Genomic DNA, 19,902 nt, shown 5'->3' on the forward strand with positions numbered 1-19,902 from the left:
GATCATGGAAATGAACTCACCAACCATCGCCGAATTGTTGAAGTATGCCGACTTGCAAATGGCCGCCGAGGCATTTCTCACTAATGACAATCGCACCATTAAGGTAGGCGAAAATTTAGAGCGTGCGCTGATAAATGGCAATAACCGCGCTAGTCGCTTCACCGTAACCCAAGCAACTAAATTCGTAGAACACTGGATCGTTGAGGCTCAACACACTACCAACACCGGCTTCAGTGGAACGCTATTCAAATGTGTAGAAGATGACCCCGTCACCGGCGCAAAGAAAGGCGAACTCGTCCTGAGTTTCCGCAGCACCGAATTCCTCGACGACGCGGCGCGCGACAACGAGGCAACCAACGTTCTGGAAATCAGCAAGACAGGCTTCGCCTGGGGCCAGATCCGCGACATGCAGGACTGGTACGAGAACGAACTGATTGCGGCCGGCGGTCCCTTGAATGGAAAAGCGTTCAGCGTCACGGGCTACAGCCTCGGTGGACACCTCGCCACCGCCTTCAATCTGATCAATGGCGCAGCAACCGAAACCGTGACCTTCAACGGTGCCGGCGTGGGCGCAATCAATCCCGACAATGGAATCACGCTCAAGGCCTTGATCAGCAATTTCGATCAACTGTCGAGACAGGACTACAGCAACCAGATCACGAATGAAGGACTGCGGGCCATCTACCTCCGTGCCCAGGCTGCTCTGCGCAGCGGGCAGCCAATGAACGGAATCGACGAAGCGGAATTGAATCGCCTGGCGAATCCATCGCTGGATGACACGGTAAATGCGGTCGATTTCTCGACCATCCAGCAAGCTGGAAAGGTGCGTGACGCATATCTTAGAATCAAGGATATTATTAAAGAGGTAAATCGCCTAAAAGACGTTAAAAGCGGAAGTGACTCAATTGCCTCGCCGCGCCAAGTCGCCCTCAACGAAATTTCCCAAGCGGACCTCAATTACCAGATGGCAGTACTGGAGGTCAGCGCCAATACCCGCGCGCTTGGTCTGGTGGACGGCTTGTTCAGAGCATTCGATGGCAAGGAAGGGCTTCCTGCCTGGATGATTGCCAACACAACACCCCAGTTCGATGTTGTCGCGGCACCCGCGCCATCGGCAGTCGCCAATTCACAATGGCACCTCACCGCCAACGATATCAAGATATTCATCGAGGATCAGCCGCTGCTACGGGGCGGCATCGCGCTTGACACAGCCTTGACGTCGCTATGGTATCTGGAGGTGAAACTGCTGGAATCCGGATTTCCCACAAAGGATTTTGGCGACACTCATAGTCTGGTGCTACTGATCGATTCACTGAACGTACAAAATACCTTCCTGAATTTGTTGCCTGAGGCGCAGCGATCTCCCAGTCAAGCAACGCTCGAGCTCATTCTAAAGGAAGCGTCAAATTGGATGGCATCCAAGGGCGCCGTAGCCGTTGGGGGCGATCAGGGCCAAGCTGAAGGCGACGTGCTGGAGAATATGCTGAATGTACTCGCTGAATTGGTGCTCGGCCCCGAATTGGCCCGAAACTCCCTCAATCATTTGATCGGCTCGCCGGACGGCAATACCTGGTGGGAAACGGATCCTGCTGATACTCGTGGATTTACCGGGCGAACAAAGTTTTATGAGGTATTACAGCGGATTCAGGAAAGTGACATCTACAAGGAGCTGGCAAGGGGGCAGGTGTCTATCGAGTTGACGCTTTCCACATCCCCAGAATTGGCAAATACTGCCCGGAAGGATTTCGGTACCTTCGCAGCACTCTATTCGCTCAGTCCCTTTGTATTGAAATTCGGCGAATCGGCAGCGCTGGATGCACTGCTGAAACTGCAATGGGGCGAGGTGTATCGGCAATGGCGATCCGACAAGGACGCACTGATGGCGGCCGAATCGGGTGGCGCCGCCTCGACGACCGCCTTGCACATCAGCGACCAGTGGCTGAAAGACCGCGCCGAACTGCTGATCCGCAAGGATTACTTCAACGCCATCAACGCGGACTACGACAGCAGCAAACCACCTCGATGGGGAAGCGATGGACATCCGGCCTCGACGCCCTACGACGGCGAACACACCGTCTGGGAAGACCGCCAAAGCGGACTGACCATTCAGCGCGGCGGCCTGACCATGACGACTCGCCATGTGCTGTTCGGCAGCGATGCCGACGAGTCCAGTCTCGCCGGCGAGCGCATGGACGATCGCCTCTATGGCGGCGGCGGCAAGGACACCGTGTTGGGCCTGGGCGGCGACGACCACCTGGAAGGCAACGACGGCAACGACCTCCTTGATGGCGACACGGGCAGCGACCGGCTGCTTGGCGGCGACGGCAACGACACGCTGATGGGCGGCGCGAACAACGATGTGCTCTACGGCGGCGCGGGCAACGACGAGCTTCACGGCGACACGGGCCTCGACTTCCTGAACGGCAACGCGGGCAGCGACACCTTGTCGGGCGGCGCCGACAACGACTATCTGTACGACCTGGGCGCCTCGGCCGGCGACGACGAGAGCCTGCTGCGCGGCGACGCCGGCAACGACGTGCTCGCGGTCGACGGCACCGGTCGAACCACGCTGGAAGGCGGCGCGGGCAACGACATCCTCCAGGGCGGCGCCGGCGTCGACACGCTCGACGGTGGCGCGGACAACGACCTGATGTCCGGCGCCAGCGGCAAGGACGTGCTGAAGGGCGGCAGCGGAGCCGACCGCCTCGACGGCGGCGCCGACGACGATGAGCTGACCGGCGGCACCGGCGCCGACCTGCTGCGCGGCGGCGCCGGCAACGACACCTATGTCTTTGACGCCGCCGACTTCGGCACCGATCTGATCGAGGACGGCCAGGGCAGCGACGTGCTGTCGCTGCTCGGCACGCGGCTCGCCGCCGCGACCTACGACGCCGGCCGCCATGCCTGGGTCGGCTCCGGTGGCATCGAGATCCGGCGTCTCGACCTGGGCACCGGCACCACGCTGGCGATCAACGTCGGCGGCGACGATCGCAACACGATCTACCTGCGCGGCTGGCAGGACGGCCAGTTCGGCCTCCATCTGGACGGCGGCGACACGGCCCGCCAGAGACCCGACACGCCGATTCCCGGTCACGCCACGCTCGACCTGAACAACAACGTCGATTTCCTGTTCGGCGACGCCAACGATGGCGGCCGGGGCAACGACATCCTCGCGGGCGGGGCGGCCGACAGCCTGCTGCTCGGCGGCCTCGGCAACGACATCCTCGACGGCCGCGCCGGCGACGACTGGCTCGAAGGCGGCGATGGCAACGACCTGATCCTGACCGGCGCCGGCCAGGACGTGGCCCATGGCGGCGCCGGCAACGACGTCCTGCGCGCGGGCTTCACGATGGACTGGGCGCTGAACGACAGGCGCGACACCTATTTCTATGTTCAGGGGCAGCCGTTCAACGCCTGGCTCTGGACCGATCAGGACACCGGCGCAGCCTTCTTCTATTACCAGGACGGCACCCGGATCGAGATCGCGCATCCGGAGTTGGCGGCCTTCGATTTCAGCGTGACGGCGCAAATCGACCACGGCGACAACTACCTCGGGCGGATGTGGTGGTTGAACATGGACACCTCGCAAGTCAGCTTCGAACCCAACCTCGCAATCACGCTGACCCTCGGCAACACCGTGGGCATTTACCGGGGCGCCCATGCGATCGGCAGCGACCTGCCGCCGGAGCTCGGGCAGGCGGTGAACTACACGCTGCAGCTGGGCGACGTGGCGGCGGAGCTGCCGGCTGCGACCGGCGGCCGTGGCGTGCGGCTCTGGGGTGGCAGCGGCAACGACATCGTCTACGGTGGCAACGACGGCGACGAGCTTTACGGCGAGGCCGACGACGACCTGCTGGTGGGCTATGACGGCGCCGACGCGTTGTATGGCGGCGATGGCAAGGATGAGCTGTCAGGTGGCAAGGGCCGCGACGTGCTCGACGGCGGCGACAACGGCGATGTGCTCGATGGCGGACTGGGGGCCGATGTGCTCTATGGCGGCGCCGGCAACGACACTTTGCTGGGCGACGGACCTTACGTCACGGGCACGAAGTGGTATCCGGTCGGCCTCGACGAAAGCCAGATGGGCGGCGATCTGCTGATCGGCGGCGCCGGCAACGACCGGCTTTTGGGCGACAACGGCGACGACTTTCTCTATGGCGGCACCGAGGCCGACACGCTCTTCGGCGGCCTTGACGACGACCACCTGTCCGGCGAGGACGGCGACGACGTGCTGGTCGGCGGTGCCGGGAATGACGATCTCGACGGTGGCGCCAACAAGGACACGCTGCTTGGTGATGACGGCAAGGATCTTCTGGCGGGCGGAGCCGGCGACGACGATCTCGACGGCGGTATCGAGGACGACATCCTCGACGGCGGCGACGACAACGACATCCTCACCGGTGGCGACGGCAGCGACGTCCTGCGCGGCGGTGCCGGTGTCGATCGTCTCTACGGCGACAACGGCGCCGGGACGCCGGGGATGGACATCCTCGACGGCGGCACCGGCAACGACATCCTGAACGGTGGCAGCGGCAGCGACATGTACGTCTTCGGGCTGGGGGACGGCCAGGACCGCATTCAGGACGACGGCTCGAACGGCACGCACAACACCATCGTCTTCCGATTCGGCCAGGAGCAGATCCGGTCGGTCGCGCGCAGTGGCACGGATCTGGTCATTGCCTATGGCGCCACCGGCACCGACAGCGTGACGGTCGAAGCCTTTTATGCCGACGGCTTCGTCCAGGGCTACGAGCCGGGAGCCTTGCCGGAAGACGGCGCGGACACGACCCCGCAGGGCGCCATCGCACAGATCGTGTTCGAGGACGGCACGGTATGGGATCGCGAGAAGATCCTCGAACTCGCGCCGCCGCCCGACATACCCGTCGTCGACCCGTTCGCGGACGCGCATCTGCCGTATTTCGTCAGCGCGCTGCTGTCGCGCGACGAGGTTCGCAGCGCCGGCAAGCATGTGCTGACCTTTTCCTTCGCGGCGAGCTTTTACCCCGACGAGCGCAATCCCCATCTGTTTACCGAGGACCAGAAGAACGCCGTGCGCACGGCGCTGGCCCGGTTCAGCGCAGTCATCGACGTCAGCTTCGTCGAGCAGACCGACGGCGGGACGGCGGATCTGCGCTATGTCCTCGACGATCTAACCGGCGTGGAGGCCGGCGCCTTTGCCGGCTATGCCGTGGCGGCCACCGGCAACATCCATCTCAACAGCCGCCTGTTCGCCGAGCGGATCGAGGATGAATTCGGCGAGTCCACGACGCGGCAGTCGTTGAGCGAAGGCCAGACCGGCTTCGAGGTGATCCTTCACGAGACCGGCCATGCGCTGGGCCTCAAGCACCCCTTCGAGGCGCCGCTGCTGCCCGATACCGAGAACAGCAACGCCAATACGGTGATGTCGTACACGCGCACGACTGACCCGGCCGTGGCGCTGGCCCCCTTCGACGTCGCGGCCCTGCAATACCTGTACGGCGTGGCCCGCGACACACGCACCGGCGACGATGTCTACGGCTTCGGCGACCGGTTCATCGCCGACGCGGGCGGCGTCGACCGCTTCGACGCGAGCCAGGCGACGCAGGATGCCGTCATCGATCTCGGCCCGGGCGGATGGTCATCGCTGGGCGGCAAGAGCGCGAGCATCCTGGCGCCTGGTCAGTCCTTCGTCGGCTATGGCAGCAGCATCGAGAACGCCAGTGCCGGCGCGGGCAACGACACGCTGATAGGCAATGCGCTGGCCAACGTGCTGTCGGGCGGGGACGGCAACGACAGCATTGCCGGTGGTCGGGGCAATGACCTGCTGCAAGGCGGCGCGGGCGAGGACACCTACGTCTTCGCGCTCGGGGATGGCGAGGACAGCATTGCCGACGCGGAGGGCCAGTCACGTCTGCGACTCGGCGGGGTCGGCACCGCCGACGTCTACTACAGTCAGGGCGTGCTGCGCTACGGCGCGCAAGGCGATCGCATCGCCGTCGATCTGGCCCGGGTGTCCGAGCTGGTGGTGGGTGACGCCAGCTACGACGCCACGGCGATCGCGGCCATGTTCGGTCCGGCATCGAGCGATGCCGCCGACCTGACGCTTGCGCCCGGCATGGTCGACGGGGCGCTCCATGGCAGCGGCAACTGGAACATCACCGGCAACGACCGGGACAACGTGCTCGCGGGTAATGATGGCGCCAACTGGCTGGACGGCGGCACGGGCGCGGACACGTTGATCGGTGGTGCGGGCGACGACGTCTATTTCGTCGGCGAGTCCGGCGACGTGATCGTGGAAGCGGCAGAGGGAGGCGACGACACGGTCCTGTCGACCGTCGACCTCACGCTCGCCGGCAATGTGGAAAACCTGACCCTGATCGGCAGTGCCCTGCGGGCAACCGGCAATGCCGGCAACAACACGCTCAAGGGCAACCTGCAGGACAACGTCCTGACGGGTGGCGCCGGCAACGACCTCTACGTGTACGGACGGGGCGGCGGGGCAGATCAGGTTGTCGACCTCGACACCACGCCCGGCCAGCACGATGTGCTCCGGCTGGGTGCTGGCATCGATCCCGGCATGGTCACGATCACCCGCGATCACCACGACGTCACCCTCGCGTTTGCGGATGGTGGTGCAGTGATTCTCAAGTCCCAGGTCAATGCGCGGGGCATGGGCGTGGAACGGGTCGAGTTCGCGGACGGCACGACATGGACCGCAGCCGATCTGCTCGGCATGGCGCTCCTGATCGAACCTCCGCCGCAGCATCTCGTGGGTTCGAATGCCGGTGACGAACTGGTCGCCGGCGATGGCAGCGACGTCATCATCGGTGGCGCGGGGAGCGACACGCTGGTTGGCGCAGACGGAAACGATCTTCTGTACGGCAATGTGGCGCCGGGTGCCAATGCCCAAGCTGCGCTCGACGACGACCTGCTGAGCGGTGGCGGCGGAAACGACACCCTCGACGGCGGCCAGATTGCGGATCACGACACCCTGCTCGGCGGGTCGGGCGACGACACCTATCTCTTCGACGTGGGCTCGGGCGATGACCTGATCGTCGAGTCGGACGACGTCGGCAACGCCGACAGCATTGTCTTCGGCGACAGGATTGGACTCGACGAGGTTGCGTTCGAGCGCAGCGGCGACGATCTGATCGTGCGACTGACCGGCACCAACGATCGCCTGACGCTACGGCAATTCTTCGGGGCGCCCGAAGCGACAGTCGAGTATTTCAAGTTTGGGCACAACGGGTGGTGGACCACCCTGACCGCCGACGATATCCGCTGGTGGGTGTCGCAAGGCAGCGATGCGGACGATGCAATCTCGGGCTTCGCGTCAGCCGATTCCATGTGGGGCGGCGATGGCAACGACACCTTGCTGGGTCTGGGAGGCGCGGACACGCTGGACGGCGCTCATGGCCGCGACTTCCTGCAAGGCGGCGACGGCGGGGACACTTATCTGTTCGCAATCGGCGACGGTCGGGACGTTATCGTCGATGACGGCATCGCCGGCGAGGACGTCATCCGCCTGGCCGAAGGCATCCTGCCCGGCGCGACCCGTGCGGCACGTCTTGACGCCGATCTCCTGCTGCTTGTCGGCAACCAGTCCGACTGGATCCGGATCAAGGATTGGTTCGCCCCTCAGGGTCCGACCATTGAGGCGCTCGAGTTCGCGGACGGAACGCGATGGTCCGCGCAGGAACTGAGCGACCGGGCCGTGAACGGCATCGGCAGCGTCGCGGCGGATCTGATGCAGGGCACCGGAGACGACGATGTGCTTCTCGCCGATGCCGGGGATGACACCCTGCGCGGAGGACAAGGCAGGGACTTGCTGCTCGGCGGTCAGGGCAACGATCGCTATGCCTATGCATTGGGGGACGGCAACGACACCATCGCCGACCTTGGCTCCAGCGACCTGGACACCCTCGTTTTTGACGAAAGTGTCGACAGCACGGCAATCGTGGTCAGACGAGATGCGGCCAATCTCTATCTGGACCTGCCGGATGGCGCGGTGGTGACCGTGCAGGATTGGTATGCCGATGACGCGAACCGGCTCGAGGCCGTGCGCTTTGCCGACGGGATCCGCTGGGATCGAAGCGAACTGGAGCGCCGTGCCACGCTGCCGTCGTCGGGAGACGATTACCTGGTGGGCACGGGCACGGGCGATCTGCTCGACGGTGGCCAAGGGAACGACATTCTGCGGGGCCTCGGCGGCGACGACACGCTCGCAGGCAGCCAGGGACTGGATGACCTCGACGGCGGGGCCGGCTTCGATGTCTACCGGTTCAATTCCGGCGACGGACACGACCGCATCTTCGACGCTTCGGGCGACGGTGTATTGCGCTTCGGTTCCGGCTTCCAGCCACAGGATGTCCAGGTTCTGCACGAAGACGGCTTCATCGTGCTGCGCCACTACGGCACGTCGGATGAGGTCCGGCTCCACACTGGCGCTGACGGATTGCCCGAGATCGAGCGCGTCGAGTTCGAAAACGGTGCCGTATGGACGCGACAGGCCGTCGCAAGCTACGTCATGCAGATGCCGACGACCGGCCGAGACTTTCTCGGTGGCACTCTGCGGGGCGAAATCCTCGACGGCCTGGGTGGCGGCGACCTGCTCAACGGATGGGGCGGCGACGACCGGTATGTGTTCCGGTCGGGTTACGGGGTGCTGACCATCGGGAATCCAAACTCGTTGCAGGGGGACAGCGGCGGCAGCGACACGCTGCTCTTCGGCGCAGGCATTTCACCCGAGCAACTGCGGATCCGCCGGATTCGCAATGCGCTCGTCATCGACATCGAGGGGGCGCAGGACAGCGTCCGGATCGAGTCCTACTTCAGTGTCGAAAGCCGGATCGAGTTCTTCGTCTTTGCCGACGGGCAGCAGTGGGGCTACGACGACGTGATGCAGCGCATTCGCGTGACCGACGGGACGAGCGCCGCCGAAGCCATTTTCGGCTCGGATCGCGACGATGTCCTCGACGGACGTGATGGCAACGACACCCTGCTCGGGGGCAAGGGCAATGACAGTTATGCGATTGACGCCGCCAGCGGAAGTGACCTGATCGGCGATACGGAAGGCAGCAACCGGATCGTGCTGGGCCCGGGCCTCGATGCCGAAAACCTCGTGGTCTCCACCGTCACGGAAGAGTGGTGGAACTCGACGGGTCATAACGGCCAGACGAAGCTCGACTTTGGCTGGGGAGTGACCTATCTCCAGCCCGGCACGGTCCTGGGCCGCATCGTGGCCAGCGACGGCACGGTGCTGGTTTCCGATCTGGAGGCCTACCGCATCCACACGGCAAGCGGGAATGATGCGAACGACACGCTGACCGGCAGCATCGGCCCCGACAGCATGACCGGGGCAAGTGGCGCGGACGTCCTGCGAGGCGGCGCGGGACGCGACACCCTTCTGGGCGGCACGGACAACGATCTGCTGTGGGGTGGCAGCGGCAACGACAGCCTGATTGACGATCAGGGCAGCAATGTCCTGGATGGCGGCGACGGCGATGACGAGATTTCAGGCACCGGACACCTGAGGGGCGGCAACGGCAATGACCAGATCAAAGCTTACGGCGACAGCCTGGTCGACGGCGGGCAAGGCAACGACACCTTGAATCTGGTTGGTTCCGCTTCGGTGATTTTCGGCAGGGGCAGCGGGACGGACCGGATTGGCAGCAGCAATGGCGCTGGCTACCTCATCCTTGCAGGCGTGAGCGCAACCGAGGTGGAGATCGAGGGAGGCGCAGTCGACGGCGTGGTTGCGCCACTGACGCTGAGGATTTCGGGCTCCGGAGATTCGCTGGTCGGCATCGAACGGGCAACGGGGATCGTCTTCAACGATGGCACACGCTGGTCAGGCGCCGAAATCGCGGCGCACGCCGATCGCCCAACGGTCGGGACGGATGCAGCCGACACGCTCCTGGGCGGATCGGGGGCCGACAGCCTCGACGGCGGCCTGGAAGCGGACTGGATTGCGGGGGGAGCGGGCGATGACCGCTTGAATGGCGGTGACGGCAGGGACTGGCTTAACGGTGGCGACGGCAACGACACCCTCCTGGGCGGAGCCGGCCCGGACGCGCTGAACGACGGCGCTGGCAACGATCTTCTGCTGGGGGAAGGCGGCAACGATTACCTGACGCTGTCGGGCGGCGACAACACGATCGATGGCGGCTTGGGAGACGACACGGTCGGCATCCCCCGCATCGACGGCATTAACGTCATCCGCTTTGGCCGCGACTCCGGGTCCGACCGGATCGACATGCGTGCCATGCCCGTCGGGGCTGCTGCCACAGCGCGCCTCGTCATCGAACTCGGGGTCGAGTTTGTCCCTGGCGACGTCGCCTTCGTCCGCTCGATCGACAGCGGCAGCAGCCAGTCCGATTCGCTTGCCCTGATCGTCAATGACACGGGGCAGCGACTGACATTCTCGGCGTGGTTCCTTCAATCGCAGCCGATCATCCCGATGGAGGTCCGGTTCGCGGACGGCACGGTCTGGTCGCATGACACGATCTTCTCGATGTTTGCGTCGGCCCTGGCCCCCGGCATATCCGGCGTTCCGGACTACCGCGACCGACTGATCAACGGCACGGACGGCGCCGACACGCTGCAAGGCTTTGGCGGGAACGAATCGCTGAACGGCGGGGCCGGGGCAGATTCACTGAAGGGCGCAGACGGTCAGGACACCTATGACGGCGGCCTGGGCAACGACACGCTGAATCTTTACGAGAGCACCGAAAGGCCCCAGCAGACGGACACCATCGTCTTCGGCTATGGCAGCGGTGCCGACCTGGTCATCTACGCGAACGGCGCGGACGTGATCCAGTTTGGCACGGGTATCCGCTGGCAGGACGTGTCGGTCAGTCGGCCGGCGGGAAGCATCGACCTCCTATTGAGTCTCTCGGGTTCCTTGGCCGATGTGCTGCGCATTCAGAGCTGGGGCTATTCCCAGGACCGCATTCATACGCTTCGGTTTGCCGACGGCGCCGTCATCGATTTGGCGCATGCCAGGTCCGATCCGACCATCGGGACGGCAGGCGCCGACTATGTCGATCCGACCACGGCGAGCCCGCTTGCGGACGTGATCCACGGCCTCGACGGCAACGACGTCCTCTACGGCGGCGATGGCGATGACAGCATCTATGGGGACGCGGGCGCCGATGTGCTGAACGGCAACGCCGGAAGCAACCGCCTCGACGGCGGCGCAGGGGACGACCTCTACCGCATCGAGTACTTCAACACCGACACGGTGGTGCTCGGCTTCGATTCGGGCCGCGACACGATTGATCGGCAACGCCCTGACGACCACCCGACGCCGCGCTGGATCGAGTTCGCCAGCAACGTGCAGCGCGAGGACGTCCGGATTCGAGACATTGTCTTCAGTCCGTCAGGCTTCTTCTTCTCGGTGGCGCTCAGGGACTCGACTGCAACGCTCGGCCCGCTCTGGGGCCAGTTCGACGCAAGTGGCAGGCCCTGGACGATGGCAAGCCTGGTGTTCGGCGACGGCAGCGTGATTGATGGTCGAACGCTCTTCACGGCAATCTTGCACGACGCTCCGGCCGACGGGACGGATCTGCAATTTGGTATCGACGCGGACGACGATTTGGTGGCGGGAGCCGGCAGCAGCCGTATCTATGGCGGATCGGGTGACGACCGTCTGACCGGCGGTGAAAGCGCCGATACGCTGAGTGGAGGTGCCGGCGGCGATTGGCTCCGTGGCGGCAACGGCGCCGACACGCTGAGCGGTGGAATCGGAGACGACACGCTCGACGGCGGCGCGGGCAATGATTTGCTCAGTGGTGGTGCGGGACATGATGTCCTGCGATTCGAGGCGGGCTTCGGGCGGGACACCGTGGATCTGGGCATCACCGAACCCGAGGGGTTGGACCGCATCGAGTTCGGCGCGGGCATCCGGCCCGAGGATGTGGCAGTCCGACTTGACGCCAGTTATTCCGCTCCGGCACTGCTTCTCGACCTTGGAGGACAGCAGGTCCGCGTGAATTATGGCTGGCAAACGGCCTCGGCAAACGGCAGCACGGCGCAGGCCCTGCAGCTGGCGGAAATCCGCTTTGCCGACGGCACGATCTGGACCACGGCGGACATCGCCTTGCGCCTGACCCCAGCAACGGCAGGCAATGATTCGCTGGTCGGATCGACAGGAAACGACCAGCTGGTTGGCCGTGCGGGGAACGACACGCTCGGCGGCAGCACCGGCAACGACACCCTGCTCGGCGACGACGGCGACGATCGCCTGCTTGGCAACGCGGGACGTGACCAGCTCGAGGGTGGAAAGGGCGATGACGTCGTGGAAGGCGGGAGCGGCAGCGACACCTACATTTTCAATCGGGGCGATGGCCGGGACACCGTGGCCGATTTCGGCACGAATCCGGACGACCTCGACACGCTCATGTTTGGCACGGGCATTCAGGTCAGCGATGTCACGCGCGAAATCGTCAACGGCAATCTGGTCCTGCATGTGGATGGCGACGCTGATGCGGTGACCCTGTTCGGCTCCGGCGGCTTCCCGCTGTCGGTCGAGCGCATCCGGTTTGCCGACGGCACGGTCTTGGATCCGCTGACCTGGATCGCCCGCGACAGTGTCGTCGAACTCGACAGGAACCAGGGGGCTGTCGTCGTGTCGGCGGGCCGGGTGTTCGACACGCTGGCAATGGGCGCGGAAATTGTTCCCGATACTGTCGAGGTCCGGCGCGAGAGCGCCGATCTGGTGCTGCAAAGCGGGGGCGACAGCCTGCGCTTCACGAGTTGGTATGAGACGGCGGCGAACCTGATGCCGATCATGCAGGTGCGCTTCGCCGACGGCACGGTCTGGACGGTCGCGGATCTGCTGCGACGCGCGTCGATCAGGACAGGCAGCAGCGACAACGACCGTCTGCTGGTCAACGGCGCCGATCCCGCGCTCCTCGAGGGCGGCGCGGGGGATGACTATCTTGCCGGCGGGGCGGGTGATGACCGTCTGTTCGGCGGCAAGGGCAACGATACCCTCGTAGGCGGCATGGGGGCCGACCTGCTCGAAGGCGGCGATGGGGACGATCTGTACGTCGTCGATGACCTGGATCAGGTCATCGAACGAGCCGGGGGCGGCATCGATACGGTGCGCTTGCTAGCGAGCCAGGACGTTGTTGTCGCCGGCATGATCGAAGGCGTGGAGATTCTCGGTTCGGCCGCCATCAACGTGACCGGCAACGATGCCGACAACCGCCTGACCGGCAATGCGGCGAGCAACCGGATCGATGCCGGCACGGGCAACGACACGCTGGATGGCGGTGCGGGCGCCGACATCCTGATCGGGGGCACGGGGGACGACCGCTATGTGGTGGACAGTGCGGCCGACACCGTCATTGAACTGGCAGGTGAAGGCGTCGACACGATTGCCAGTCTTGTGACGCAGACGCTCGCCGCCGGCTCGGGCGTGGAGAACGTCGAGCTGCTGGGCCTGGCGAATGTCAACGCGACGGGCAATGACCAGATCAACGTGCTGACCGGAAACGCCGGACGCAACGTGCTCCGGGGACTGGGTGGCAATGACCGACTGGACGGCGGCACCAGCGCCGACGTGATGTATGGCGGCACCGGTGACGACACCTATGTGGTCGACGACCAGGCCGATCAGCTCGTCGAGTTGATCGGCGAAGGCAACGATCAGGTTTTTTCAGGCGTCAGCTTCCTGCTGGCAGACCAGGTCGAGCGTCTGACACTCACCGGATCGGCAGACCTGAACGGCACTGGCAACGCCTTGGCCAACGTTCTGACGGGCAATGCTGGTGCGAACACGCTTGTCGGCGACGCTGGCACCGACGTGCTCGACGGCGCCAGTGGGGCAGACCTGTTGTGCGGAGGCGCCGGTGACGACCAGTATCTGTTCGCGCTGGGTGACGGTCACGACATGATCGATGACAACGACGCCGCCGCATCGATCTCGTCCAACGATGTGCTGATCTTGCAGGCGGGCATTCTTGCAGGCGATCTTGTCGTGCGGCGTGCTGCCAATGATCTGCTGCTGTCGATTCGAGCCACGCAAGACCGCCTGACCGTTCGCAATTACTACCTCGGCAGCGGAGCCATCGAGACCATCCGATTCGCCGACGGCACGGCGTGGACGGCAACGCAGATCGAAGCGGCGATTGTGGCCAGCGGCACGAACCTGGCGCCAGTGCTGGCCAATGCGCCCGCAGATCAACTGATCAACAGTGGCGTGCATTTCGAGCTCGATTTGAATGGCGTCTTTGTTGATGCAAACCCAGGTGACACGCCGTATGCGCGAGCCACGCTTGGCAATGGCGAGGCGCTGCCAAGCTGGCTGCACTTCGATTCCACCAGCGGCCGATTGTCCGGCACGCCAAGCGAAGGCGACGTCGGTTCGCTGACCATCCGGCTGCTGGCAACCGACAGTGGCAACCTGGGCCTCCAGGACGAATTCAATCTCTCGATCCGCAATCCGAACGACACCTCGCCGGTGATCTGGCGGCCGTTGGCGGATCAGCAGGGGCATCAAGGCGCGGCGCTCGACTTCGTGCTGCCACCAGACGCCTTCAACGACTTTGATGCAGGCGACAGCCTCACGTACTCCGCCGCCCTGGCCAGCGGTGCCCCACTGCCGGACTGGCTCCACTTCGATGGCAGGAGCGGCCGCTTCTCGGGGCAACCGGGACGTGCTGACGTGGGCATCACCGCCGTCACGGTCACTGCAACGGATATGCATGGTCGGGCGGCATCCGACACCTTCGTGATCGCTGTCGCGGACGATGTCAATGATCCGCCGCGCGTGCTGCGAATGCTGCCCGGTCCGGTCCTTTGGCAGGGACAAGCGCTGGACCTGACCTTGCCTGTCGATCTGTTCGTGGATCGTGAGGGTTCCGCCGTCATCGCTGCGGTGACACTTGCCTCGGGCGAAGCGCTGCCATCGTGGTTGCACTACGACGCGGCCACCCGGCGCCTGACCGGCGTGGCGGGTGCCGAAAGCGTCGGCGTCACGACCGTGCGCGTGGTCGGGCGGGATGAACAGGGTCTGACGGCGTTCGAAGACATCGACGTGGTGGTCGGCAACATCAATGACGCCCCCATCGTTGGCCATTCGATCGATACCGTAACCACCAGGGAAGGATCGGCGACCGCGATCAGTCTGCCGACAGACGTGTTCACGGACCCGGATCGCGGCGATGTGCTGACTTACCATCTCCGACAGCTGTCTGCCCCCGAGCACGCAAGAGGCGGATTCAGGCTGGATGCCTCCGGAGGACTGCTCAATCTGGTGCCGGACTACTACGGCAACGGATTTGCCTACTCCAGGCTTGATTTCTGGGATGTCGGCACATGGCGGTTTGCTCTCGTGGCGTTCGATCGTCTCGGACTGGAGGCCACCACCGAGTTCACGGTCGAGGTTGACCCGTCCGGTGTCAATCACGTTCCAGTCGTGGTCCAGGACCTGCTGAATCCGTGGGAAACCGCCCCCGCGCCAACGTGGGATCGCTTTCGCGGCATCAACAGCTGGGGCGAACCCGACACCCGCATTGTCGCCACGATGAATGAAACCGTGCCGGTGCTCATTCCGAAATTCTTCGATGTCGATCACGACACGCTGAACGTTTCCGTGCTGCTGGCGGGTAGCAACAGCCTAGGCGACTGGGTCTACGACGCCGCAATGCATGCCTTGCATTACGAAGGCGCCACGCCCCCGCCCCGGCGGCAGACCTTCGACATCATTGCGGACGATGGACACGGCGGGCGGGCAATGACTCGCCTGAAGGTCATCGCCAACCGGGCTCCCACCATTGACACCATCCCCGAGATCGTGCTGCGGGAGAATCAGGCGTTTTCGGTTGTTCTGCCCGGCTCGCTGTTTCACGACGCGGATGGTGACAAGGTGACTGTGTCGGCCATGTCGAGCTACCGAGAACTGAGCAGCTTCAACCGCCTGACCCACCAAGTCGAGCTATGGGGCCGCGTGACCACCGAGGCTGGCAATGTGACGATGATTTCCGGCAACCCCGGGGATTTTGCACCCGGCACCTATTACCTGACATTGACCGCGCTGGACAATTTTGCGGAAGACTATCGGGAGCCCGATGGTCTGAGACATGACTGGGTCGGTGGCGCAACCCGGCAGGTCAAGATCACGGTGCTGGGCGAGTACGACGCGCCAAGGCTGCTCACCCCGCTCCCTGATCTGGCGATTTCCGAGGGCGACGCGTTTGCGCTTGACGCCTCCACCGGCTTCATCGAATTGGATAGTGACCAGACCTTGAGGTATTCGGCGATGCTGGCCAACGGCCAGGCATTGCCATCCTGGTTGAGCGTGGACACGGCCAGCGGAAGGCTGTCCGGCATTCCCGATCCGGAGGACGTGGGTGACTACAGCATCCAGGTCAGTGCGACCGACTTGCGAGGCAACACCGTCTCGGACACGTTCTCCCTGTCGGTCAGCCTTTCCGATCGCAACCACGTCCCACGACTGACATTACCCGCGCCCGATCAGGTGTACCGACGCGACCAGACATTCAGCTTCCAGTTGCCCCGCAACACCTTTGTCGACTTCGATTCGGGCGATGCATTGACCTACCGGGCAACCCTGCTCAGCGGCGCGGCCTTGCCATCGTGGATCAGCTTTGACGCCGCAACCCGGACCTTCTCCGGACGGGTGCCTGCCTCGCAGCGCGCGTCCACCGAGATACAGGTGATGGTGACGGATCGTCTGGGAGCAACTGCCACCGACACCTTTTCCCTCGGAATCGACGAGAAGACCCTTCCACCGATCCTTGTGCAGCCGATTGCCGATGTGGCCGTTCAGGAAGACTCCATCTTCGAGCTCGTCCTGCCAGGCGGCACCTTCAGCGACCCGGATTCAAGTGGCGCGCTCGTCTTTTCCGTCACGCGGATCGATGGCTCACCCTTGCCGCCATGGCTTAGCTTCGATTCGGCGACCAGGACCTTCCGTGGAACGCCTGCCAACGGGGACGTAGACGTCCTCCAGCTGCGCGTTACAGCCACCGAGCCCGATGGGGGTTCGGTCAGCGACATTTTTCAGCTGACGGTCCTTGGCGTGAACGACGCACCGACTGTCACCGGTGAAGCATTCACTGCCGATCGCGACGGTCGCCTGACGGTTTCGGCCGCTGTGCTGCTGCAGAACGATGTGGACATCGACACGCCGCACGCGCAGCTGCGCGTCAGCTCGGTCAGTGACGCTGTGCATGGCACGGTCTCCCTGAGCGCACAGGGTGTCGTCGAATTCCAGGCCGAATCCGGCTATGCGGGTACTGCCCGGTTCAGCTATAGCGTCGAGGACGGCCAAGGGGGCGTGAGCAAAGCCGAGGTCTCGGTGGAGGTACCGCGTTCGGACGTCGCCCCCGTCGCGCGTGACGTCATGCTCGATCTGAATGAGGACGACGACCGCACGCTCGGTGCTGCCGATTTCAGCTACACCGACGCTGACGGGGTTGGGATGCTTCAGTCAGTGCTTGTCAGCCCTGTCGCTGGATCCGGTCACCTTTACCTCGATGGACAACTCGTTTCTTCCGCGACGCGCGTGGATCGGATCGGGCTGGATGCCGGTCACCTGGTCTTCAGTCCTGGTCACGACGAATCCGGTTCTGCATATGCCCGATTTGAGTTCAGGGTCAGCAATGGGCTCGAATCGGACAACGTTGCAACGCTGAATCTCAACGTCAAGCCGATCAACGACGCACCGGTGATCTCGCCCGATGCAGCGCGCGTCGATGAAGACGCGAACACGCCCGTGCTGGGCAACCTGCTGAGCAACGACCACGATGTCGATGCGGGCGACGTGCTCGCCGTCGACAGTCCGGGCACCTACCTCGGGCAGCACGGGACGCTGACGGTGCAGGCCGACGGAAGCTATGCCTACCAACTCGACAGCGCGAGCCCGGCGGTGCAGGAACTGCGGCAGGATCAGGTGCTCACCGACCGCTTCCTGCTCGCCGTGACCGACGGTGTTGCCCGTGTCGACAACACCTTGGTGATCACCATTTCGGGAAGTAACGATGCCCCCATCACGCAACCTGACTATGGGCGTCTTCAGGAAGACTTTGCACGTACCGTAAGTGGCAATGTACTGCTCAATGATTCTGATACCGACAAGGACGATCAACTGTCGCTCGCGACAGCGGGTACCTATGAAGGTCTGTACGGAACACTGGTCCTGGGCAGTAACGGTGCCTATGTCTACACGCTGAACAACACCAGCGCTGCGGTCCAGGCCCTGGCAACCGGAGAGAAGGTGACAGACAGCTTCGCCTACTCGGTTCAGGACGCAGACGGTTCAAGGTCAGTGTCCACCCTGTCGCTCAACATCTTCGGGACCAACGACGCACCTGTCCTGAAGGAGCCGATCTGCGATCAGGTGGTTCGGGCGAGACGTGCCTTCCGACTGGATTTGCCGGACGGCATGTTTGCCGATCGGGACCATGGAGCTGTCCTGACCTACTCCGCCACGCTTGATGACGGCAGCGCCTTGCCGAGCTGGTTGACCTTTGACCCGAATGGACTGGTTTTCAGCGGAACTCCGACGCAGTGCGCCAACGGCCAGGTGTTCGTGGTCAGCATCAGGGCTAGGGATGAGCATGGTGCCAATGTCATCGACACCTTCAATCTGCGCGTGGATTCCACCAAGGGGATTCAATTGATGGGTACCCGCTTCAATGACTACCTGATCGGGAGTGAGCGGGACGACTACATCGATGGTTGCGCCGGGTCGGACAAGATGATGGGCGGCGACGGCGATGACGTTTATGTCGTCTCGGAGGCGCAGACGCTTCTGAGGCAAGGCGATCAGGTCATCGAAAGCGCCGGACAAGGCTATGACACCGTCAGAACCAGCGTTACGTATACGCTGGCTTCGAATGTCGAGGCCTTGAACCTCGAAGGTTCGGCCAATGTGAACGGTACGGGCAACGCGCTGGACAACTGGCTTGTTGGCAACGATGGCTGCAACACGCTCGACGGCGCGGATGGCAATGACCTGATCAGCGCAGGCTGCGGCAACGATTTCCTGGCGGGCGGAAACGGTGCGGACGTGCTGGAAGGGGAAACGGGCAACGATCGATTGCTGGGAGGTGCGGGAAATGACGCACTGTTCGGAGGCAGCGGCAACGATGTTCTCAGCGCAGGCAGCGGGGCCGCCCTCTTGGTCGGAGGTGCAGGCAATGACGAGTTGTATGCAGGAACGGCGGCGACGGTCCTGGCGTTCAATCGCGGCGACGGCCGCGACATTCTTCATCTGCAAAATGCGTCGTCGCCAATCACGCTATCGCTTGGTGGTGGCATCCGTTATGCCGACGTCAGCTTTCGGCGTGTGGCCGGCAATCTCTACGTTGATATGGCAGGCGCACCGCAGGACAGCATCTGCATTGCCGACTACTACCTGCTATCACGCAAGCCGCCATTGACGCTGCAATTCATGCTGGAACCAGCAGGTGCTTATGTTCGGGGCAGCACGGATTCCTTAAGAGACAACAAGATCGAACGCTTCGATGGCGGCAAGATGATTGCGGAGTTCGATAGAGTGACCGGCAACGATTGCCAGCCGCCAGGGGGCAGGCAGTGGACGGGACTGATGAATTTGCTGTTGGCTTCCCAATTCAGTGGGAGTGGCAGTGATGTCCTGGCACTCGGCGGCGATCTCGCTTATCGCTATGCGTGCAATACCTTGGCCGGGATGCCCCAATTCGACGGCAACAGCACCTTGCTTGATCTCCAGTTCGGATTGGTGCCGCAACTGATCAGTCGGCCCTTGGTTGGCGGATGCGGTGCCGGCCCTGTCTTGGCTGGACGATGACAAGCATGGGTTCCTGAAAGCTGTCTCCGATTGCCGATCCATGCGCGGGCTTGCCGGAATGAGAGGGCAAGCCCGGTGGCCGCGAGCGGGCGGCGCAGGGGGTATTCAAACTCGCTGCA

Annotated in this window: 1 protein-coding gene; it reads left to right on the forward strand. The window is 63.7% G+C overall.

Features of this window, described 5'->3' with window-relative positions:
• Positions 1 to 10 precede the first annotated feature (10 nt).
• Positions 11 to 19,783, forward strand: coding sequence for a putative Ig domain-containing protein (locus B9P64_RS30055; RefSeq protein ID WP_176256744.1), 19,773 nt, complete (start codon positions 11 to 13; stop codon positions 19,781 to 19,783).
• Positions 19,784 to 19,902 lie beyond the last annotated feature (119 nt).

The organism is Derxia lacustris (assembly GCF_002105195.1).
Taxonomy (GTDB): domain Bacteria; phylum Pseudomonadota; class Gammaproteobacteria; order Burkholderiales; family Burkholderiaceae_E; genus Derxia; species Derxia lacustris.

Coding starts and splice junctions, on each gene's coding strand:
- B9P64_RS30055 (WP_176256744.1), top strand. CDS start 11: ATGAACTCACCAACCATCGCCGAATTGTTGAAGTATGCCGACTTGCAA.